Here is an 18,471-nt window from a genome sequence, read left to right as displayed (position 1 = left end):
CCGCCCGTCAGCGCAGGGCCGTGGTGCGCACGGGCACCTGGGCCAGCAGCGACTCGACGATGTCCTGCACTGTGGTGCCGGCCACCTCGGCCCGGCGATGCAGGACCAGCCGGTGGGCCAGCACGGAGGGGCAGTTGGCCACCACGTCGTCCGGGAGCACGAAGTCGCGTCCGTTCAGCGCCGCCTCGGCCTTGGCAGCGCGCAGCAGCTGCAGCAGGGCCCGCGGGCTGGCGCCGAGGCGGACATCGGGGTGGGTACGGGTTCCCTGGCCCAGCGCCACGACGTATTCCTTCACCGCGGTGGAGACATGCACCGCCTGCACCGAGCCGATCAGGCGCAGCAGCAGGTCGGTGTCGACCACCGGCCGCACCCGCTCCAATGGGGAGGCCGACTGGTGGGTCTGCAGCATGGCCAGTTCGGCGGCGGTGTCCGGGTAGCCCATGGACACCCGGGCCATGAACCTGTCACGTTGGGCCTCGGGCAGCGGGAAAGTGCCCTCGAGCTCGATGGGGTTCTGCGTTGCGATGACCATGAACGGTTCGGCCAGGGTGTGGGTGGCGCCGTCGACGGTGACCTGGTGTTCCTCCATGCACTCCAACAGGGCCGACTGCGTCTTGGCGGAGGCCCGGTTGATCTCGTCGCCGATCACCAGGTTCGCGAACACCGGTCCGCGGCGGAACTCGAAGCCGTGGGTGTCCTGGTTGTAGATGGACACGCCAGTGACATCGGAGGGCAGCAGGTCGGGGGTGAACTGGATGCGGTTCACGCTGGCATCCACGCAGCGGGCCAGCGTCTTGGCCAACAGGGTCTTGCCCACGCCGGGGACGTCCTCCAGCAGCAGGTGGCCCTGCGCGAGCAGCACCCGCAAGGCGGTGCGGGCGACGTCGGCCTTGCCGTCGATCACGGTGGCCATGGCCTGGAGGATCCGGGCGGTGACGGCGCCGAACTCCTCGGCGGAGGGCAACGCGAGTTCCGTGGCTGTCGACACTGCTGGTGCTCCCTCGGTGGCTGCTGCGGGTTCCTGCTGCACAGCCTACCCATCAATGCGGTGACGTGGGACACCCTCGCCGGGACCGGTGCCCTCCGGAGGTAGCCTAGGCACGACGCCGATGCCCCCCCCTCTGGCAGGAGAGACCCCCATGTGCCCCACCCCCCACGCGAACCAGGACCCGGCGGCGACGCCGGGGGAAACCCCGCCGGCCTACCGGGTGGATGCCCCTCAGGCACAGGGAGGGAAACGGGACACCAGCTATCCGCCGGCCCCGGAACCGCTGGCCGTCCCGGTGGTGGACAACCACACCCACCTGGACTTCGGTGGCGTCGACGTCGCGGTGGGCGTGGGGCCGGCGCTGGACGCGGCAGGCGCCGTCGGGGTCGACGGCATCATCCAGGTCGGCTGCGACGTGGAATCATCGCGCTTCGCGGTCGCGGCTGCAGCAGCCGATCCGCGGGTCCTGGCCGCGGTGGCCATCCACCCCAACGATGCTGCGGTCCTCGCGGCGGAGGGCGGCCTCGAGGCGGCGCTCGCCGAGATCGAGGCGCTCGCCGGGCATCCGCGGGTGCGGGCCGTGGGGGAGACCGGCCTGGACTACTTCCGTACCGGGGAGCCGGGCCGCCCCGCCCAGCAGGAGTCCTTCCGGGCCCACCTGGAAATCGCCAGGGCCCACGGCACGGCGGTGCAGATCCACGACCGTGATGCGCACGAGGACGTCGTGCGGATCCTGGGGGAGTCCGCGGTGCCGGACGTCGTGGTCTTCCACTGCTTCTCCGGTGACGCTGAGCTGGCGCGGATCTGCAACGCGAACGGCTGGTACCTCTCCTTCTCCGGCACCGTGTCCTTCAAGAACTCCCACGCGTTGCGCGAGGCACTGGTGGTCGCCGACCCCTCGCTGGTCCTGGTGGAAACCGATGCCCCGTTCCTGACCCCGCACCCGTACCGGGGCCGCCCGAACGCCAGCTACCTCATCCCCTATACGGTCCGCTCCATGGCAGCGACGCTGGACACCGGGGTGGATCGGTTGTGCGCGCGGATCGCCGCGAACACCACTGCGGCGTACGGGGATTTCGCCGATTAGCCGGGCCCAGCCCGCCGGCTCGGGAAGGTCACGGTACTGTCACCGTGGTGTGGAATTCATCACGAAACGCACCGATGTCATCGGCAGGGATCCGGCCGATCCGCGCCAATGCCGTGTGAAAGCTTGTCACAAAATAACGAATCGGTTACGGTAGATCCAGAGTAGCCGGGATCGGGGAAGGTCTTCGGGGCTCGACCACAGGTAGTCAACCACCGCTTGGACGTTCCGTTCGTACGCCCAATCGGCACCTGCCTGCGCGCGAACCACTGCAAGAACGCCGGGACCCGGCCCTCCGTGTGAATCGGGAGGCCCACCGATCCCGGCTATCTCCCCCGTGCCCGGAGCATCCCACAGACTGGAAATCCGTGCAGAAAGCCTTCAAGAACCGCTGGGTCAAGACCGGCGCCCAGGCGGTTGCCTTGACCGCATTGATCTTTGGCCTCGTCTCCTTCGTCGGCGCCAACAAGACGGTCGCCGTGACCGTCGACGGCCAGACCCGCAGCGTGCAGGCCTACGGCAAGACCGTCGCCGAAATGCTCGCCTCAGCTGACATCGAGGTCGCCGCAGGGGACCGGGTCTCCCCGGCCCTGGACGCCGCCGTGGACGACGGCTCCACCATCACCCTGAACCGCAACAAGAGCGTGGACGTCTCCATCGACGGCATCGACCGGGTGGTCCACACCACCGGACTCACCGTCGCCGACGTGCTGAACCAGCTCGACGTCGGTGACTCGGCCGACGTCTCCACCGGCCCCCAGCTCGAACTGGCGGCGCTGAAGAGCCCGCTGGAGATCTCCACGCAGAAGACCCTCCAGCTGACAGTGGACGGCAAGACCCGCCGGTTGACCACCACCGAACCCACGGTCGGCCAGGCCCTGGAGGACGCCGGGGTGGACCTCGGCTCCGACGACGAGCTCTCCGTCGCCCCCGACACCGAGGTGAAGGACGGCCACGAGGTCGTCATCGTCCGGGTCAAGACGACCACGAAGACCGTCACCGAGACCGTGGACCACGGCGTCGAGAAGACCTCCGACAACGACCTGGAACGGGGCAAGACCAAGACCGTCACCGCCGGCAAGGACGGCGTGCGGACGCTGACCTACCGAATCACCACCCACGACGGCCACGAGGTGTCCCGCAAGCTGGTCGAGAAGAAGGTCACCACCGATCCGGTCGACGCCGAGATCGCCGTCGGCACGAAGAAGCCCGAAAAGAAGGAAGAGCCGAAGAAGGCCCAGGAGTCCACCGGCGGAACCACTGCCTCGGCCGGCGGGGTCTCCGCCACCTGGAAGGCCCTCGCCCAGTGCGAGTCGGGCGGCAACTGGTCCATCAACACCGGCAACGGCTACTACGGCGGACTGCAGTTCAGCCAGAGCAGCTGGCTCGGCGCCGGCGGCGGCAAGTACGCCTCGCTGCCCAACCAGGCCAGCCCCGCCGAACAGGTGGCGGTCGCCGAGAAGCTGCGCGCCAGCGGCGGCTGGGGCCATTGGCCCGCCTGCTCGTCCAAGCTCGGACTGCGCTAAGGCGAGAGCCAACCGGCCCGGCGGGCCGCAGGCCACCGGAGGGTTCCGCAGCATGCGGAGCCCTCCGCTGTCATGGAGCCCGGGTGTGGACGCGGGATCGCGGCCGGCCCGACCTCAACTAGGATTGGACCCGTGACCGACGACTCCCAGACCCAGCAGCCCACCCCCGGACGGGCCACCGACGCGTCCGGCGCGCCGGAGGCTGCCGGCCACCGGCTCCTGGGCGCGACCGACGTCCGGCGCCTCGCCACCGAACTGGACGTCCGCCCGACCAAGACGTTGGGACAGAACTTCGTCATCGACGGCAACACCATCCGGCGCATCGTCGCCGCGGCACACCTGGACCCGGAGGAGACGGTCCTGGAAGTCGGCCCCGGCCTGGGCTCGCTGACCCTGGGCCTGCTCGACGCCGCGGCACGGGTCGTCGCCGTGGAGATCGATGCGAAGCTGGCGGCCCGGCTGCCCCGAACCGTCGCCGAGTTCCGCCCCGCCCGGGCCGGCAACCTCGACGTCGTCACTGCCGATGCCATGCGCGTCACCGAACTGCCGCACGCCCCGACGGCCCTGGTCGCCAACCTTCCCTACAATGTCGCGGTCCCCGTCGTGCTGCACCTCTTCGAACACTTCCCGACCCTGCGCCACGGCCTGGTCATGGTCCAGGACGAGGTGGCGGACCGGCTCTGCGCCGGACCCGGCACCAAGACCTACGGCATCCCCAGCCTCAAGGCCGCCTGGTACGCGCGGATGCGCAAGGCGGGGGTCATCGGCATGAACGTCTTCTGGCCGGCGCCGAAGATCCACTCGGGTCTGGTCGGATTCGAACGCCAGGACGCCCCGGTGACCACTGCCAGCCGCGCCCAGGTCTTCGCCGTGATCGATGCCGCCTTCGCCCAGCGGCGCAAGACCCTGCGGGCCGCACTGGCCGGCTGGGCCGGGGGAGCCGACGCCGCCGAACGCGCCCTGCGCGCCGCCGGGGTGGACCCGCAGGCCAGGGGGGAGCGGCTGGTCATCGAGGATTTCGCACGCATCGCCGCGGCGCACCATGCGGGGGCCGACGGGGCCGGGGCCGCCGGATGAACCAGCCGGTCATCGCCCGGGCACCGGGCAAGATCAACGTCTACTTCCGGGTCGGCCCCCCGCGGCCCGACGGCTACCACCCGGTCGCCAGCCTGTACCTGGCCGTCTCGCTGTTCGAGGACGTCGCGGCCACCGCCCGCGACGACGCGGAGATCACCGTCTCCCTCAGCGCCGACTCCACGGCGGTCCAGGATCCCGAGGACTTCCCGCTGGGCGAGGACAACCTCGTGGTGCGGGCCGCCCGCCTACTGGCCGAACACACGGGACACGCGGCGGGCGTGGACCTGAAGATCACCAAGCGGGTGCCCATTGCCGGCGGCATGGGCGGCGGCTCCGCCGATGCGGCGGCCACCCTGGTGGCGTGCAACAGCCTGTGGGGTACCGGACTGACCCGCGAGGAACTCGGGCGCCTGGGAGCCCGGCTCGGCGCCGACGTTCCCTTCGCGCTCTCCGGGGGAGCCGCCGTCGGACTCGGTGTTGGAGACCAGCTCTCCCCGCTGTTGCTGCGCAGCCGCACCGACTGGGTCCTGGCGCTGGCCAGCTACGGGCTCTCCACCCCTGCGGTCTACCAGCAGCTCGACGCGCTGCGGGACGGGGCGGACGTCGAGATCCCGCACGACGTCGACCCCGACCTGCTGCACGCGCTGGTGGACCACGACCTGGTCATGCTCCCCGGCCTGCTGGCCAACGACCTCACAGCGGCAGCGGTGCACCTGGCCCCCGAGCTGCAGGCCGTGCTGGACATGGGCAGCACCGCGGGGGCGCTGACCGCGCTGGTTTCCGGATCCGGCCCCACGGTCGCCCTGCTGGCCGAGGACCCCGGCCACGCACGCCAACTGGCCACACAACTCATCGACGAGGCAGGAGTCGACACCCGTGTCGTCCACGGCCCCGTCCCCGGGGCACGGCTGATCTGAGCCCCACGCACACCCGACACCACCCACGAAGGACACATACCTTGGCACACCTGCTCGGCGCGGAAAACGTCTCCGTCGCCTTCGCCACCCGCACCATCCTGGACGGGGTCACCCTCGGCCTGGAGGAGGGTGACCGCATCGGCATGGTGGGGCGCAACGGCGACGGCAAGTCAACGCTCATGCGCCTGCTGGCCCAACGCCAGCACGCCGACTCCGGCCGGGTGACCAAACGCAAGGACGCCACCGTCGGCTACCTGGACCAGCAGGACGTGCTGGACGGGGACCTGGACGTCGGGCAGGCGATCGTCGGGGACGCCGCCGACCACGAATGGGCGGCCAACCCCAAGATCCGCGACGTCATGGGCGGACTCGTCGGCGAGGTCGACTGGCACGCGCAGGTCTCCAGCCTCTCCGGCGGCCAGCGCCGACGCGTCGCACTGGCGAAGCTGCTCATCGGCGACGACGACGTCATCATGCTCGACGAGCCCACCAACCACCTCGACGTCGAGGGCGTCGCGTGGCTGGCCCGCCACCTCAAGCGCCGCTGGCGCACCAACGAGGGCGCACTGCTGGTCGTCACCCACGACCGCTGGTTCCTCGACGAGATCAGCACCCGCACCTGGGAGGTCCACGACGGCATCGTCGAGCCCTTCGACGGCGGATATGCCGCCTACGTCCTCGCCCGCGCCGAACGCGACCGCAACGCCGCGGTCGTGGAGAACAAGCGCCAGCAGCTGGTCAAGAAGGAACTCGCCTGGCTGCGGCGCGGCGCCCCGGCGCGGACCGCGAAGCCGAAGTTCAGGATCGAGGCCGCCAACGACCTCATCGCCGACGTCCCCCAGCCGCGCGACACCGTCGCCCTGTCGAAGATGGCCACGGCCCGGCTGGGCAAGGACGTGCTGGACCTCGAACATGTCTCCCTCGCGTACGACGGCGCCGCCCCCCTGTTCAAGAACGTCACCTTGCGCCTGGCACCGGGGGAGCGGCTGGGCATCGTGGGCGTCAATGGTGCCGGCAAATCCACCCTGCTGCGCCTGCTCAACGGGCAGGTCGAACCCACCGAGGGCCGGATCAAGCGCGGCAAGACTGTCCAGACAGCTGTGCTGACGCAGGAGGTCACCGAGCTCGACGAGTTGGCCGACCGCCGCGTCATCGAGGTCATCCAGGAGGAGAAGAACGTCTTCCAGATCGGCGGCAAGGAGGTCTCCGCCGGACAGCTGATCGAACAGCTCGGTTTCACCCAGGAGAAGCAGTGGACCCCCGTCCGCGACCTCTCCGGCGGGGAACGCCGCCGCCTGCAGCTGCTGCGCCTGCTGGTGGGCGAACCCAATGTGCTGATGCTCGATGAGCCGACCAACGACCTGGACACCGACACGCTGGCCGCCGTCGAGGACCTGCTGGACTCCTGGCCCGGAACCCTCGTCGTCGTCAGCCACGACAGGTACCTGCTCGAACGGGTCACCGACCACCAGGTGGCCTTGCTCGGCGACGCCAAGCTGCGCGACCTGCCCGGCGGCGTCGAGCAGTACCTGCACTTGCGTGAGCAGGCGGCAACGGGTGGTTCCGGAGCCACCACCGGCCCGGCCGCCCCCGATGCAGCGCGGCAGGGCGGCGCAGCGGCGGACTCCGGCCCCTCGGAGGCCCAAAAGCGCGAGGCCCGCAAGGAACTGAACAGGGTCGAACGCCAATTGGCCAAGCTCGGCGCGCAGGAGGACAAGCTGCACGCCAAGATGGCGGCGGCCTCGGACAACGGGGACTTTGAGGAGCTGGCCACGTTGAATGCCGAACTCAAGCGGATGCAGGCCGAGCACGAGGCACTCGAGGAAGCCTGGCTCGAGGCGGCGGAAGCCGCCGGGCAGTAGCGTCCCGTGTTTATGGCAGAATAGATAACCGTGTTCCCCCGGGAGCACGATCCGCCCTGGTGTAATGGCAGCACCCCAGCCTTTGGAGCTGTGGAGTATAGGTTCGAATCCTATGGGCGGAACCTCCTACTTGCCGTTTCGGGACATTTGCCGCCATGTAGAGCACGCCATTGACGTCATGGGTTCGATCACCACTTCAGCCGCACTATGATGTGGCGCATAGCTCCACATCTTTTGCGGAGCCGGGGAGGTGGGAATCGATGTCGGCGAACCTTGATCCTGCGAAGCTCGATTCCCATGACTGGTCAGTGGGAACTGACGCCGATCGGATCACTGAAATCGTTCGCTCCGTCTCGGGCGGACCGGGTGTGCTTCTCTTTGGTGAACCTGGTGCCGGACAAGTTGATTTTGCCGCTGAGACTGCTCGCAGGCTCGGGAAAAGATCGGCCGTGGTGGAAGTTTCGTGTCCGCCCGACCACGGCACATCATCGGAGTTGGACAGCCTCCTGGAGCACCCGCCGGCCGCCGGATTGGTGCTGCACATCCCGGACATCAATTCCTTCGCGGGCCCTGACGTCGAGAAAGCCTCCCGGCTGGTCTTGCTTCATGGCGCGGTTGTCATTGCCGCGAGCTCTGATCCCCTGGGTAGCCCTGATGCGGCGCTGACCCGGCACCTTAAGCTGGAGCGACGTCGGGTCCGGGACCTGTCACTGAAATCCGCGGGTGAGTTCTTGGAACGGGGACTCGGATCGCCGTTGAGCGGGCGGTCCATCCACGCGGTCTGGAACAGCGGTGCCGGCAATCGCATGATGATGCGAATGATCGTGTCGGACTGGATTGACCTGGACTTCCTGGTGCGGATTGACGGGGTCTGGGCCATTCGCGGCCTGATTTCACCGCCTGGCTCTCGATTGATCCGGCACTGGAAGCAACGTCTTGCGGGTGTCGAGCCGGGCGTGCGCCGGGTATTCGAACTGTTGGCCTTGTCGGGGGAATTGCCGCTGGGGGCGGTTCTCGACATTGGAGGCGCAGACTCCGTCGACGTGGTCCACGAGTTGGGCTATTTGCATTTACGGGACAATACAGGGCGTGAGGCCAGCCTTCGAGGCGCCATCAACGCCAGTGCCATTGCCGGCCAGGTCCCGCCCGGTCGCAGTCGGACATTACTGGAGATCGTGACGGAGTACGTTGATTCGAGGGGAATGCATCGCCCTCCCGGGCTCGTCCACTGGCGTCTACGCTGTGGGCTTCCAGTCTCACCATCGAGAATCATTGAAGGTGCGGAACATCTGCTCCAACTCGCAGCTCCTGTGGAGGCCGTTAAGCTCCTGAATCGTCTTGATCCCGCGGATGTGTCGAGTACGTCGAACGGCTTGCGCATCGGCGCGCTGTTGGCTTCGGGGCAATTCGTGAATGCCTGGTCGCACGTAGGGAATCTGAGGATGACCGGACTCGGCCAAAAGACAGGTCGAGGCGAGGAATCTACGACGCCTTCCAAATCTGCGGCGGAGGTCATCCAAGCGACGTGGCTCGGTGATTTCAGGGACCTGTTGCGTGCTGGAACGTTTCAACCGGAACTGCCTACGCGGGCTGTTTGGCTGTGGAATCAACTGGTGATTGAAGGACAAGTGATCACCGGTGATGTGCGTGGAGGTCTGCAGCGTGGGCGGGAGCTATTGCATCTCCTGGAGCAAACAGACGTTGAAACGAATCTCATTCAACGATGTCGCATCGGGTTGTTTGACTTGGAGGTACTAGCCGGCGAGTGGGCACGAGCTGACGGTACCTTGTCGAATGGAGACGCCGATGCTGACTCCCAAGGGCGCGAGCATGGCGGTTCTTTGTACACCGCTATCGCCGAAGTTCTTTCCGGGCGGTATGGCGATGCAGTAGCTCGACTTCAGACCGAGATACCGCAACTTCGAGCACTGGGCAGGCACGACCTACTGCCTCTGGCCCACTCCGTCCGCGCCCTTGGCTTAGCCGCATCGGGGCACTTGTCAGAAGCTTGCATAGCACTCTCGGCCGTTGACCAAGCACCACTAGATTCGCGCTCCGGCCAATGGAGAATTCGGTGGGGAACGAACTACCTGTGGGCCCAAGCCATGGGCCTGGTGGGACGGTCGAGTGACGCGGTTACCCGCCTGCTGGAGTACGCACAGCGCGATCATGACTTGGGCAATGTCTCACAAGAGCTCATGAGTCTCTCAGCCGCACTTCAATTGGGGCATGCGCCGGCCCTCGACTTGTTGGCGGAAGCATCAGGGCACGCAGATGGCCGCTTTGCGGAAGCATGTACTTGGGTCGTCCGGGGCCTGACAGAGCGGGACCCACATGAACTCGAGTATGCGTCGCTGCTATTGCGTGCCATGGGGCAAAACTTTTTCGCTGATTACGTACAAAAGCAGCTGGAGCTCATCAACGGTCCATGCGCGGCTGCAGCCGAACCCGCCGCCTCATTGGCGAGCAAGAGCGGAACCATGGGGGGGCGAGCGGCTTTCGCCCAGTTGACAAGCCGTCAGCGTCTGGTGGTCGACCTCATCATGAAAAATCATACGAACCTCGAGATTTCACGTATGGCCGGCATTTCGGTACGCACGGTTGAGAGCCACCTGTACCAGGTCTATGCAAAGCTCAATGTCGCAAGTCGAGGGGAGCTCCGGGAAATACTTGCTGAATAGCCGCGTGTTTCTCTGGCCAATTTGAACTACTTAAGTAGGAATTCATAAAAGCGAGTGATGGACCCCTGATTCTACTGGTGATTGTTCGGCAGGTTCGTCCTACGCTGATCGTCAGAGGCCCGGCCTACTACGACGTACTTTGGGGAGCAGGAGGCTGACCTCGATTTATTGGCCGAACTGGGGACGGTAGGGGAGCAAATCTTGCTGAAGTCGAATAGCAAAAATGTGGGTATCGCCAAGTCACATGAGGTGGCGCCAGGCGGAATTCGCCAGACCTCTCACGGGCCGCGGCCGGCACTAGCCTTGGTCAGTGCGATGCAGGACGCTCGAACCGACGGCGTCGTACTCATGGGCGCGGCAGGTAGTGGGCGACGTGCGGCCTTCGAGGAAGCCATCTCTCTCTTGGCCGCCCGGCCGCAGATCATGCATCTCACGGGCAGCAAATACGCGGCAAGCATGCAATATGGGGTGCTGTCATTCATGCTGGCCCAGCTTGACGATGGACAGGCATCCACGCGTCACGAATTGGTTCACGGGCTTGCGGATCTGCTGTGTCGAGATGGCCAACGCACCATCGTCACCCTGGGCGCGCCAGACTTGGTCGATGCTGATTCCGCAGCGATATTGGGCCAGCTTGCTGCGATGGAAAAGATATTCCTGGTTGCTGTCTGCGAAAAACTCGCTGATTTGCCGACCGATTTGTTGGCGCTATATCGCGCGGGTCGCTTGACCAGCATTGCGGTGCACAGGATGGCATTCAGCGAAACGCGCGCGTACTTGGAAACCGAATTGGGCGGCCCTATTTCGACATTTGCCGCGGCCGGCCTGTGGCACCTGACCCGCAGCAATCGGGACCTATTGCACCAACTGGTTCGTGACCTGGTGGCTAGCGGGAAACTCGCCCTAAAAGATGAGTGCTGGGTGTTTGTTCCAGGCGGACTACGGGTTGGGCCTGCGACCAGGGCCCATGTCACACGAACCATCGCGGCGCTGGATACGAGCGAATTGGAATTGATTGAGTTGCTGGCATCTGGTGGACCGATCGAAACAGCGCGCCTTCGCGGTTCGGAGTGGGAGCCGCCGGTCAGCGGGTTACGGTCACGCGGATTGGTTGATGTTGGTGAAATGCCCCGCGGCACAGTGAGGCTGCGGGTCCCATTGTTGGGACATCTGCTTCGGGATCGAATGGAACTCCAACAGGATCCGAAGATGGACAGGCTGCTGTCCAAGGTTTATGCCGATCCCCGTGCGGCTCGAGTTTTGGCGGAAGTCAATTCGATGCTGGAATTGGGAAATCTTGAGGCTCTGGTTGCCGTAGTGGAGGAATACGCACTCAATGGCGGCTATGCGCCGGAGGTTTGGAACAGTAGTCCCAAGTGGCAGATGACCATCCTCCAAGCGGAAATCGATGCGCTCATGACTCTCGGACGACACGGACGAGCAAGCGCCTCCATTTCACGTGCCGCCGAAACCCTGTCTGTTTCGTTGGAACAAAACCCCGAAGACGTAAGCCTTTACGAAATGTTCCAGAGCCTGCAGGTCATCAAAGCCCGGATGTCGATTGCCGATGGATCTCCGGCGGCTGTCGAGAGAATTCTCCAGGTGGCGGTCACTGGAGGCGAAAAGGCCGAGCTTAACGCCAAGAAAAATTCCGCCTTGGACGACAGCGCAGTCTTGGAGGCCGTTGAATCCAGTGTGTGGGCGTCCGAGGAGGTCCACTTCCGTGCCATGGCAGTCCAAGCCGAAGCCTGGGCACTCTCCGATCGGCCGCAGGAGGCATTGACGCTTGTTGCGCGCATAGATGGAGACCTTGATGGCCTCCGCATGACTGGGGTGCTTGATCAGGTGATGTCAGACCAGCAATGCGCAGACATCGAATGTGCCATGTTGCGTGTGCAGTTGGTGACCGGTGCGTGGCGAGAAGCGGGGAATCGTGCACGCAGCCTGGCAAGTGGCTTATACTCTGATCCACGGTCCATCAATTTCGGGGCGACTATGGTTGGCATCCTGGGGGCGCTCTCGGGAACCGCGGATGCAGCGCTCGGAACCCTGCTCCCAGCTTTGGCTCAATTGAATGTCACGTCCGGGCCCGCGCAGCGGAATCTGGTTGAAGCGGCAGTTGCCTATTGTTTCTCGGATCAGGAGCGCAACTCGGAAGCTGCAGAATTGCTCTTGGGCAACCGTCCGGTGCTCGAACGAGAATTTCCCCTGGGGTTTTCGAATTGGGCCGCTGAAGTGTTGTCGTCTTTGAGCATCGCCAACCTCAACGGCTCTGCCACTGCCATGAATCGTTTGAACGTTCTCGCTGGGCAGGCACGGAGCGCGAACTGCGTGATGTTGGAACTCGGCACGCTGGCGACTGCACTTCGGTTGGGACAGAAGGAAGCGGCTCGCCGGATTCTCGAAGTTGTAGACGCCAAATTCGGAACCGTGGCCCAAGGATACTTGGACATGGCACAGAGCGTCCTGACGGACGACGGTCCGGCGCTCGGCTCGGCCATAGAACACCTAGCCGAAATGGGGCACTCTCTTTATGCTGTCGAATCAGGCAATGAGATGTGGTCAATCCTCGGTAACAAGGAACGACGACGGGTGGTGGCGGCAGGAAATCGAAGCCGTCAAATTGACGAAGCTGGGGTGCCCAACCAGCCAGACGAAAACGGAATCGAGCGCGAAAACCCTGCTTGGATTCGTGAACTCACGAAGCGAGAAGCACAAATTGCATTGCGAGTGATCGAAGGGATGTCGAACGCGGCCATAGCGCGGCTGAGCGGCGTGTCCGTGCGGACAGTCGAAGGGCACCTTTATCAGGTGTACTCCAAGCTCCAAGTAAGAAACCGACAGGAATTGGCGGATCTTGACCAGGCCAACCACCAGACGGTGCTGGCCCCATGAGCCCGAAGTCACCCCATATTGTGGAGCGATCTGCGGAGTATCAGGAATTGGTCAAGATCCTCACGTCGAGTAGTCCGGGCGGCGCAGTAATAATTGGCGGGGCAGGCATGGGTAAAACAACAATGGTGGAATCCGTTCTGGCCCGACCGGATGTTCCCGAACCCGTCATGCGCCTGCACTGCAGCCCCACGCTTGCGGACATTCCATATGGTCCTTTGTCGCCGTACCTCAGCGCTTTGGACCGAACGGATGACCCCGTGAAAGTGCTTCGGGAACTCCAAGTCATCATTGGCGCGGCACACACCGGCGCAGCCCGGCCCGTAATTGTGGTGGAGGACGCGCCATTTCTCGATGCGGAATCCTGTTTTGCCCTATCCATGCTTGTCGAAAATGCGGCGGTGAAGCTCGTGGCCCTGGGATCGGGTCGCGTCGAGGGTGAGTCCACACTATTCTCCCTCACTGAAGCGGGACTGCTGACAACGCTTGTCATGCGGCCTTTGGACGTCCGCGGCGTAGTAGAGCTTTCCCGCAACTTGCTGGAAGGCCAGCTGTCGCGCGGGACTGCAGAAGTCGTCCATTCACTGACCGGTGGAAACCCAAGCTTTGTCACGGAGTTCGTCAGATCGAGTCTCGCCCAAGGAATTCTCATATCTGATCCGGTGGCCTTGGGATCGGCGACGGATTCCGACCGGGAATGGATAATCGCGCGGCTGGCTCCGGAACCCGATGATGGCCTTACTGAACTGGTACGTGAAATGCACTCTGCATTGACTCCGGGTCAGCAGCAAACCATGGAAATCCTGGCGCTAGCCGGGCCACAGCCCAAAGCCCTTTTGGCGATCGCTGGTGCCGGGGAATACAGGCACCTGCTAGAAGCCGGAACTCTTGTGACGGACCGAAACGGGATGGTAGCCATCCGAGCAGAGATTCAAGCGAGCGTCCTGAGGCACACGATAGCGCCGGGCCGTAGCCTCGCACTGCATACCATGTGGTCAGATAAGCAGCGGTCCCTCGGACTGGAACTAAATCCGATCCAAGTTCTCTGGAGTTTGGAAGTATCGTCGGATGTACCGGCGTCGATCGCCAGAGACGCTGCCGCACGGGCAAACGATGACATGGACTACCAGCTCGCGTGGAAGATATGCGCAGTGGCAGGAATTTCAGAGTCATCGGAACAGGGAACGCTCATCGAGGCCCAAACGCTCGTCGGTCTCGGGCGTCACTACTCAGCCCGTGCACTTCTGATGCGGCAGGCCGAAAATACTTCCGATCCCCGCGTCTTGCAATCGACCCTTAATCTCCTCGCTTGCATCCGTTACAGAGCCGAGAATGGCGGCCGTGAACTCGAGGGTCTAGACGACGTGTGGCGCAATTTGCCGCGGCCAACAGGTTCGGAAACGAGGTTCTTCGAGCTAGACCGAGAGCACACGCGCACGTCGGAACTCTATGAATTATGGCAGCGCGTCAACACTTCCGAATCTGGACAAGCCGAGCTCAACGCGATTGAAGCCTTGGTTGACGACCAAGACCTTTCGAAGGAATCGCGGATCGTGGCGCTTTTGCTACTGGCCGACTTGCATTCAGTTGAAGGGCGTACGGAGACTGCATTGGATATGGCCCGACAGGCAATGTCGATGACTGACCAAACGTCGCATGGTGCACGCAGTTTTCATCTGGCAGTAGTTTTCCGGATCTGCTGGAACCTTCTTTTCTCCGGTCGTTATGCCGAAGCGGAGGAGTTCCTGTCGGCTAGAAGCGGGAGTTCTGTGCGACGACTACTTCATGAACATGGCATGACGGTCTTATTGCAGGGCCTTGGCCACATGTTGCAGGGCCAATCTGACATGGCCCGGCGCATACTCTCGACTGCTATCGCCGAGCTGTCACTTCGTGATCCCTTGATGCTCCTACCTCTGGCGCAATCTCTCGGTGAGTACGTGACCGAACATGCGCATCCTCAGGCAGCACCTTTCGATACACTTTCCCGGGGGCCAAGGGCCGGGCGGATTGGGGCGTCATCCCTTGAGGGGCCGCAGCGGCACCTCCTGGCCCGCGCTGTAGCGGCCGGGCGGAGCGACCCTCACATGGGAGAACTCAGCCGGTACCCCCTAATCCAAAGAGAGACCCTCGCTTACCAGCATGAGCAGCACCTTTTCGAGGTGGAGAATTTTCAGGTGACGAACCGGGAACTGTTCCATTCAGCTGGCAAATCCGAAGGATCACGCGCTGGGTTCCTCGCCAGGCTTGCAGATCCATCGGTGCAAACGGTGCCCTCAGGATTACAGGACCTCGCGGCGGATGCCGCGGAGGCCCGAGAGTTCAGGGTTGCGGCCGAGGCCCTGGCCAGATCCGCGCAGCTCTATGCCGCGGGAGGCGATACTCGGCGTTGTGGCGCCGTGTTGCGCGAACTCATGACCTTGGTGCGTGACCAGGAGCTGACTCCAGCGCCGATAGTTGCCCAAGCCTTGTCCATTGCAGAACTGACGAATCGAGAAGAGGAGATTGTTGAATTGGCTCGGCTCGGCAAGAACAACGCACAGATTGCCAAGACATTGACCGTCTCGCAACGGACAGTGGAAGGGCACCTGTACCGGGTCTATTCGAAGCTCGGGATTTCGGACAGGGCTGAACTATTTGAACTTCGAACACCCGCAGGTACGAACCGTGGCTAAACACCGTAGTCCGCACCCCGACATGGGGTAGAGGCCACGCGTGTGAGCCGGTCGGCCGGTCCCTAAGCTACGAACATGGAACCGCACGAGACCGCACTGTGGTCAAGGGCCTGTTCCAGACACTGCGCCGGGGAATCGAATCATGTTGGTGAAACCGGCGCTCTCTCGATCGGAGTCGGCGGTTAGTGGGTCCTCCGGGGCCCAGCCCCCCAGCGGCCGCCGACTCCTTTGAAGATGGCCCCGCGCTTGCCCGGAACTACGGTAAAGCGCGGGGCTTTTTCATGTTTGCGCAGAGCCCGTACCGGGACCCCAGCTTCGCGGGACGAGACCAAACTTCGGTGATGCCCTCGGGTCTGCGTAGGTAGCGAGTACGCAAGAGGAACGGAAGCGATGCCGGCTCTCCAACTCGAGTATCTATTCACTCGTGCCCGTCCTCCCACTGCAATTTAGGCTCAACCGCAGCGAGCCCCAAACGGGGGCCCGCCGGCCTTATCGAGGCTGGCGAAATGCTTGGAATTGTTGGGGGGAATCCAATGGACGCGTATGCATCCTGCGCTCCGGCTTCGGGGCTGGAAACCACGACTTTGCTCGACTCCGGGAGTAGCAATGTCGCAAATCAGTGAGCACCTGACGAACTCAGCCGTTGAAGGCCTGGGGGCGTTGAGGCGAACCCGCTTCAGGGCTCCAGAAAAGCCGTCAGCTGTCCATTGGCGTAAGTTGTACCGGCGCAAGTTACTAGTCACTGATGCCGTGCTGGTTCTTGTCGCGGTGGCCATTCCCGGATTGGTTGCCGTGAGCGGAATTCAGCAAGCCGGCCCTGTCGGGAGTTACCTTTCGCGTGCCAATGGCTCGGCCCCCGCGCCGGAAGTAGCTACTGTTCGGGACGTGTTGATGCCGATCGGCATCGCAATCTGCTGGCTAATCTTCCTGCACCTCTTCCAGAGTCGCTCCGCGGGGCGAATCGCAATTGGGGCTTTTGAATACAAGGCGGTCGTGGATGCCACGTGTGCGCTCACAGGATTCATCGCACTCGTAGCAGTTCTCGGTACCAATACCGGCATGCGGAGTTTCGTCGTTTTGGCCATGCCCACGGGTCTCTTGGCTTTGCTGGTGGGGCGCTGGGGCTGGCGTCGATGGCTGCAGGGTCAGCGTGCGCTGGGGCGTGCTCTCAGCGACGTACTTGTATATGGCCAGGCGAAAGATGCGCCGTATGTGGTCCGCCAACTCTCCAAGAAGACGGGCGCGGCTTACAGAGTGGTCGGTGTGGTCCTCGATGGAGAGCCCGACGCCGACGCTGAAAACCTCATCAAAGCCGTTGATCCTAGGCTGCCCATGATTCGAGGGGGGACCACGATTGAACGTGAAGCCAGCCGCTTGGGCGCGGACGCCGTGGTTGTAGCTGGCGCACTTCTGGGGGGACGACGTGCAATCCAGGATCTGGGATGGAGACTCGAGCGAACGCGGACTGAGGTGATCTTGGTTTCCTCGTTGACCAATGTAGCCGGGCCGAGAATCAGCATGCGCCCAGTCGAGGGACTGCCGTTGATGCACGTCGAGTTGCCCACTTTCACTGGAATTCGTCATGTCATCAAGCGAGCCATGGACATAGTCCTGTCCTTTACCGCATTGGTGGTTTTGGCACCTCTGTTTCTCGTTATCAGCCTCATTGTCGCGCGAGACAGCAAGGGAGGGGTCTTCTTCAAGCAAGAACGCACTGGGCGGCGAGGACAACCGTTCGTGATGTACAAGTTCCGGTCCATGGTGGAATCTGCTGAGAAAGACCTCGATGACCTGGCCAGCCTCAATGAGGGTGCCGGTCCGCTTTTCAAGCTGAAAAATGATCCGCGAGTCACCCGGTCGGGTGCCTGGTTGCGCAAGTTTTCTTTGGATGAGCTGCCGCAGTTCTACAACGTGCTGAAAGGTGACATGTCTGTCGTGGGACCCAGGCCGCCGCTACCGGCAGAAGTTGCAGCCTACGAGGGCCACACTCATCGACGCCTGTATATCAAGCCTGGGGTTACTGGACTATGGCAGGTGAATGGCCGCTCGGATCTGGATTGGGAAGAAAGCGTTCGGCTGGATCTCTACTACGTCGAGAACTGGTCTGTCACCGGTGACCTCATGATCATGTGGCGCACGTTCAAAGTCATGATCGCCCCAACCGGCGCCTACTGACGGCACCGGCAATCACTAAATCCAACCTTCACTCCTATTCGAAAGGACCAATTCAGAATGAGAATTGGATACGCAGCTGGTGCCTTCGACTTGTTCCACGTCGGTCATCTAAATATCCTGCGGATGGCCCGTGAACGTTGCGACTATCTCATTGCCGGAGTCGTGTCTGATGAGCTGTGCCTGAGCACCAAAGGCGTAGAACCCGTGGTGCCGCTACATGAACGACTGGAGATCGTGGGAAGCCTCGATTGTGTCGACAGAGCGGTAGCCGAAACGGCATCGGACCGCCTCGATACCTGGAAGGATGTCGGTTTCGATATCTTTTTCAAAGGCGATGACTGGCGGGGTACAGCCAAGGGGCTCGACTTGGAACGGCGCTTCGCCGAAGTTGGCGTCCAAGTCCAGTACTTCCCCTACACAGTCCATACGTCTTCGACAAAACTTCGAGAGGCACTCCAAGCGTTGAGCGCAGCTCCGCTTGCAGGACTCGTCGGAACTTGAGGCAAAGCACCAGGGACGTTCCGGCCGGGAGTCTTCAGGGAGACAGCGCCACCGTCAGTGGACGCATTCGGAGGCCAAGGCGCCCGGAAGGGT

11 protein-coding genes and 1 tRNA gene are annotated in these 18,471 nt (G+C 63.4%); 11 read left to right on the top strand and 1 reads right to left on the bottom strand.

The features are described 5' to 3' along the window. Positions 1-7: 7 nt before the first annotated feature. Positions 8-988, bottom strand: a complete 981-nt coding sequence (locus tag ACN0TP_RS04060; RefSeq protein ID WP_417217486.1) for an AAA family ATPase — start codon at positions 986-988, stop codon at positions 8-10. Between the two features lie 151 nt (positions 989-1,139). Here ACN0TP_RS04060 and ACN0TP_RS04055 point away from each other — a divergent pair, with 151 nt between their 5' ends. The 11 genes from ACN0TP_RS04055 to ACN0TP_RS04005 all read left to right on the top strand — a co-directional run bounded on the left by ACN0TP_RS04055 (position 1,140) and on the right by ACN0TP_RS04005 (position 18,378). Next, positions 1,140-2,075: a TatD family hydrolase gene (locus ACN0TP_RS04055; RefSeq protein WP_417216966.1), complete on the top strand. Its 936-nt coding sequence runs from the start codon at positions 1,140-1,142 to the stop codon at positions 2,073-2,075. Positions 2,076-2,440: 365 nt separating this feature from the next. Continuing rightward, positions 2,441-3,598 (top strand): transglycosylase family protein, encoded by a 1,158-nt coding sequence (locus ACN0TP_RS04050; protein ID WP_417216963.1) that lies wholly within the window; start codon positions 2,441-2,443, stop codon positions 3,596-3,598. Positions 3,599-3,730: 132 nt separating this feature from the next. Next, positions 3,731-4,675 (top strand): 16S rRNA (adenine(1518)-N(6)/adenine(1519)-N(6))-dimethyltransferase RsmA, encoded by a 945-nt coding sequence (gene rsmA / locus ACN0TP_RS04045; protein ID WP_417216961.1) that lies wholly within the window; start codon positions 3,731-3,733, stop codon positions 4,673-4,675. Beyond that, positions 4,672-5,592: a 4-(cytidine 5'-diphospho)-2-C-methyl-D-erythritol kinase gene (locus tag ACN0TP_RS04040; RefSeq protein ID WP_417216958.1), complete on the top strand. Its 921-nt coding sequence runs from the start codon at positions 4,672-4,674 to the stop codon at positions 5,590-5,592. The genes rsmA and ACN0TP_RS04040 overlap by 4 nt, the downstream gene beginning before the upstream one ends. 41 nt (positions 5,593-5,633) lie before the next feature. Then, on the top strand, positions 5,634-7,454 hold the full coding sequence (locus ACN0TP_RS04035) for an ABC-F family ATP-binding cassette domain-containing protein (protein ID WP_417216955.1): 1,821 nt from the start codon (positions 5,634-5,636) through the stop codon (positions 7,452-7,454). A gap of 50 nt (positions 7,455-7,504) precedes the next feature. After that, positions 7,505-7,576, top strand: a tRNA-Gln gene (locus ACN0TP_RS04030). A 138-nt stretch (positions 7,577-7,714) separates the two neighbouring features. After that, positions 7,715-10,135, top strand: coding sequence for a helix-turn-helix domain-containing protein (locus ACN0TP_RS04025; RefSeq protein ID WP_417216953.1), 2,421 nt, complete (start codon positions 7,715-7,717; stop codon positions 10,133-10,135). 201 nt (positions 10,136-10,336) lie between these two features. Then, entirely contained in the window at positions 10,337-13,030 is a 2,694-nt protein-coding gene (locus ACN0TP_RS04020) for a response regulator transcription factor (protein WP_417216950.1), read from the top strand. Beyond that, positions 13,027-15,702, top strand: coding sequence for a response regulator transcription factor (locus ACN0TP_RS04015; protein WP_417216948.1), 2,676 nt, complete (start codon positions 13,027-13,029; stop codon positions 15,700-15,702). Before ACN0TP_RS04020 ends, ACN0TP_RS04015 begins: the two co-directional genes overlap by 4 nt. Positions 15,703-16,308: 606 nt before the next feature. After that, positions 16,309-17,877 (top strand): sugar transferase, encoded by a 1,569-nt coding sequence (locus tag ACN0TP_RS04010; protein ID WP_417216945.1) that lies wholly within the window; start codon positions 16,309-16,311, stop codon positions 17,875-17,877. A 57-nt stretch (positions 17,878-17,934) separates the two neighbouring features. Beyond that, positions 17,935-18,378 carry an adenylyltransferase/cytidyltransferase family protein gene (locus tag ACN0TP_RS04005; RefSeq protein ID WP_417216943.1) on the top strand — a complete coding sequence of 148 codons (444 nt, stop codon included), beginning with the start codon at positions 17,935-17,937 and terminating at the stop codon, positions 18,376-18,378. Positions 18,379-18,471: the final 93 nt, after the last annotated feature.

The organism is Arthrobacter sp. (assembly GCF_048266065.1).
Taxonomy (GTDB): Bacteria; Actinomycetota; Actinomycetes; order Actinomycetales; family Micrococcaceae; genus Arthrobacter_H.
This window is presented reverse-complemented; position numbering and strand designations above follow the sequence as displayed.

Excerpts from the sequence above, each read along its gene's own strand:
- ACN0TP_RS04055 (WP_417216966.1), top strand. The coding sequence starts at position 1,140 with ATGTGCCCCACCCCCCACGCGAACCAGGACCCGGCGGCGACGCCGGGG.
- ACN0TP_RS04040 (WP_417216958.1), top strand. The coding sequence starts at position 4,672 with ATGAACCAGCCGGTCATCGCCCGGGCACCGGGCAAGATCAACGTCTAC.
- ACN0TP_RS04025 (WP_417216953.1), top strand. The coding sequence starts at position 7,715 with ATGTCGGCGAACCTTGATCCTGCGAAGCTCGATTCCCATGACTGGTCA.
- ACN0TP_RS04015 (WP_417216948.1), top strand. The coding sequence starts at position 13,027 with ATGAGCCCGAAGTCACCCCATATTGTGGAGCGATCTGCGGAGTATCAG.
- ACN0TP_RS04010 (WP_417216945.1), top strand. The coding sequence starts at position 16,309 with ATGTCGCAAATCAGTGAGCACCTGACGAACTCAGCCGTTGAAGGCCTG.
- ACN0TP_RS04005 (WP_417216943.1), top strand. The coding sequence starts at position 17,935 with ATGAGAATTGGATACGCAGCTGGTGCCTTCGACTTGTTCCACGTCGGT.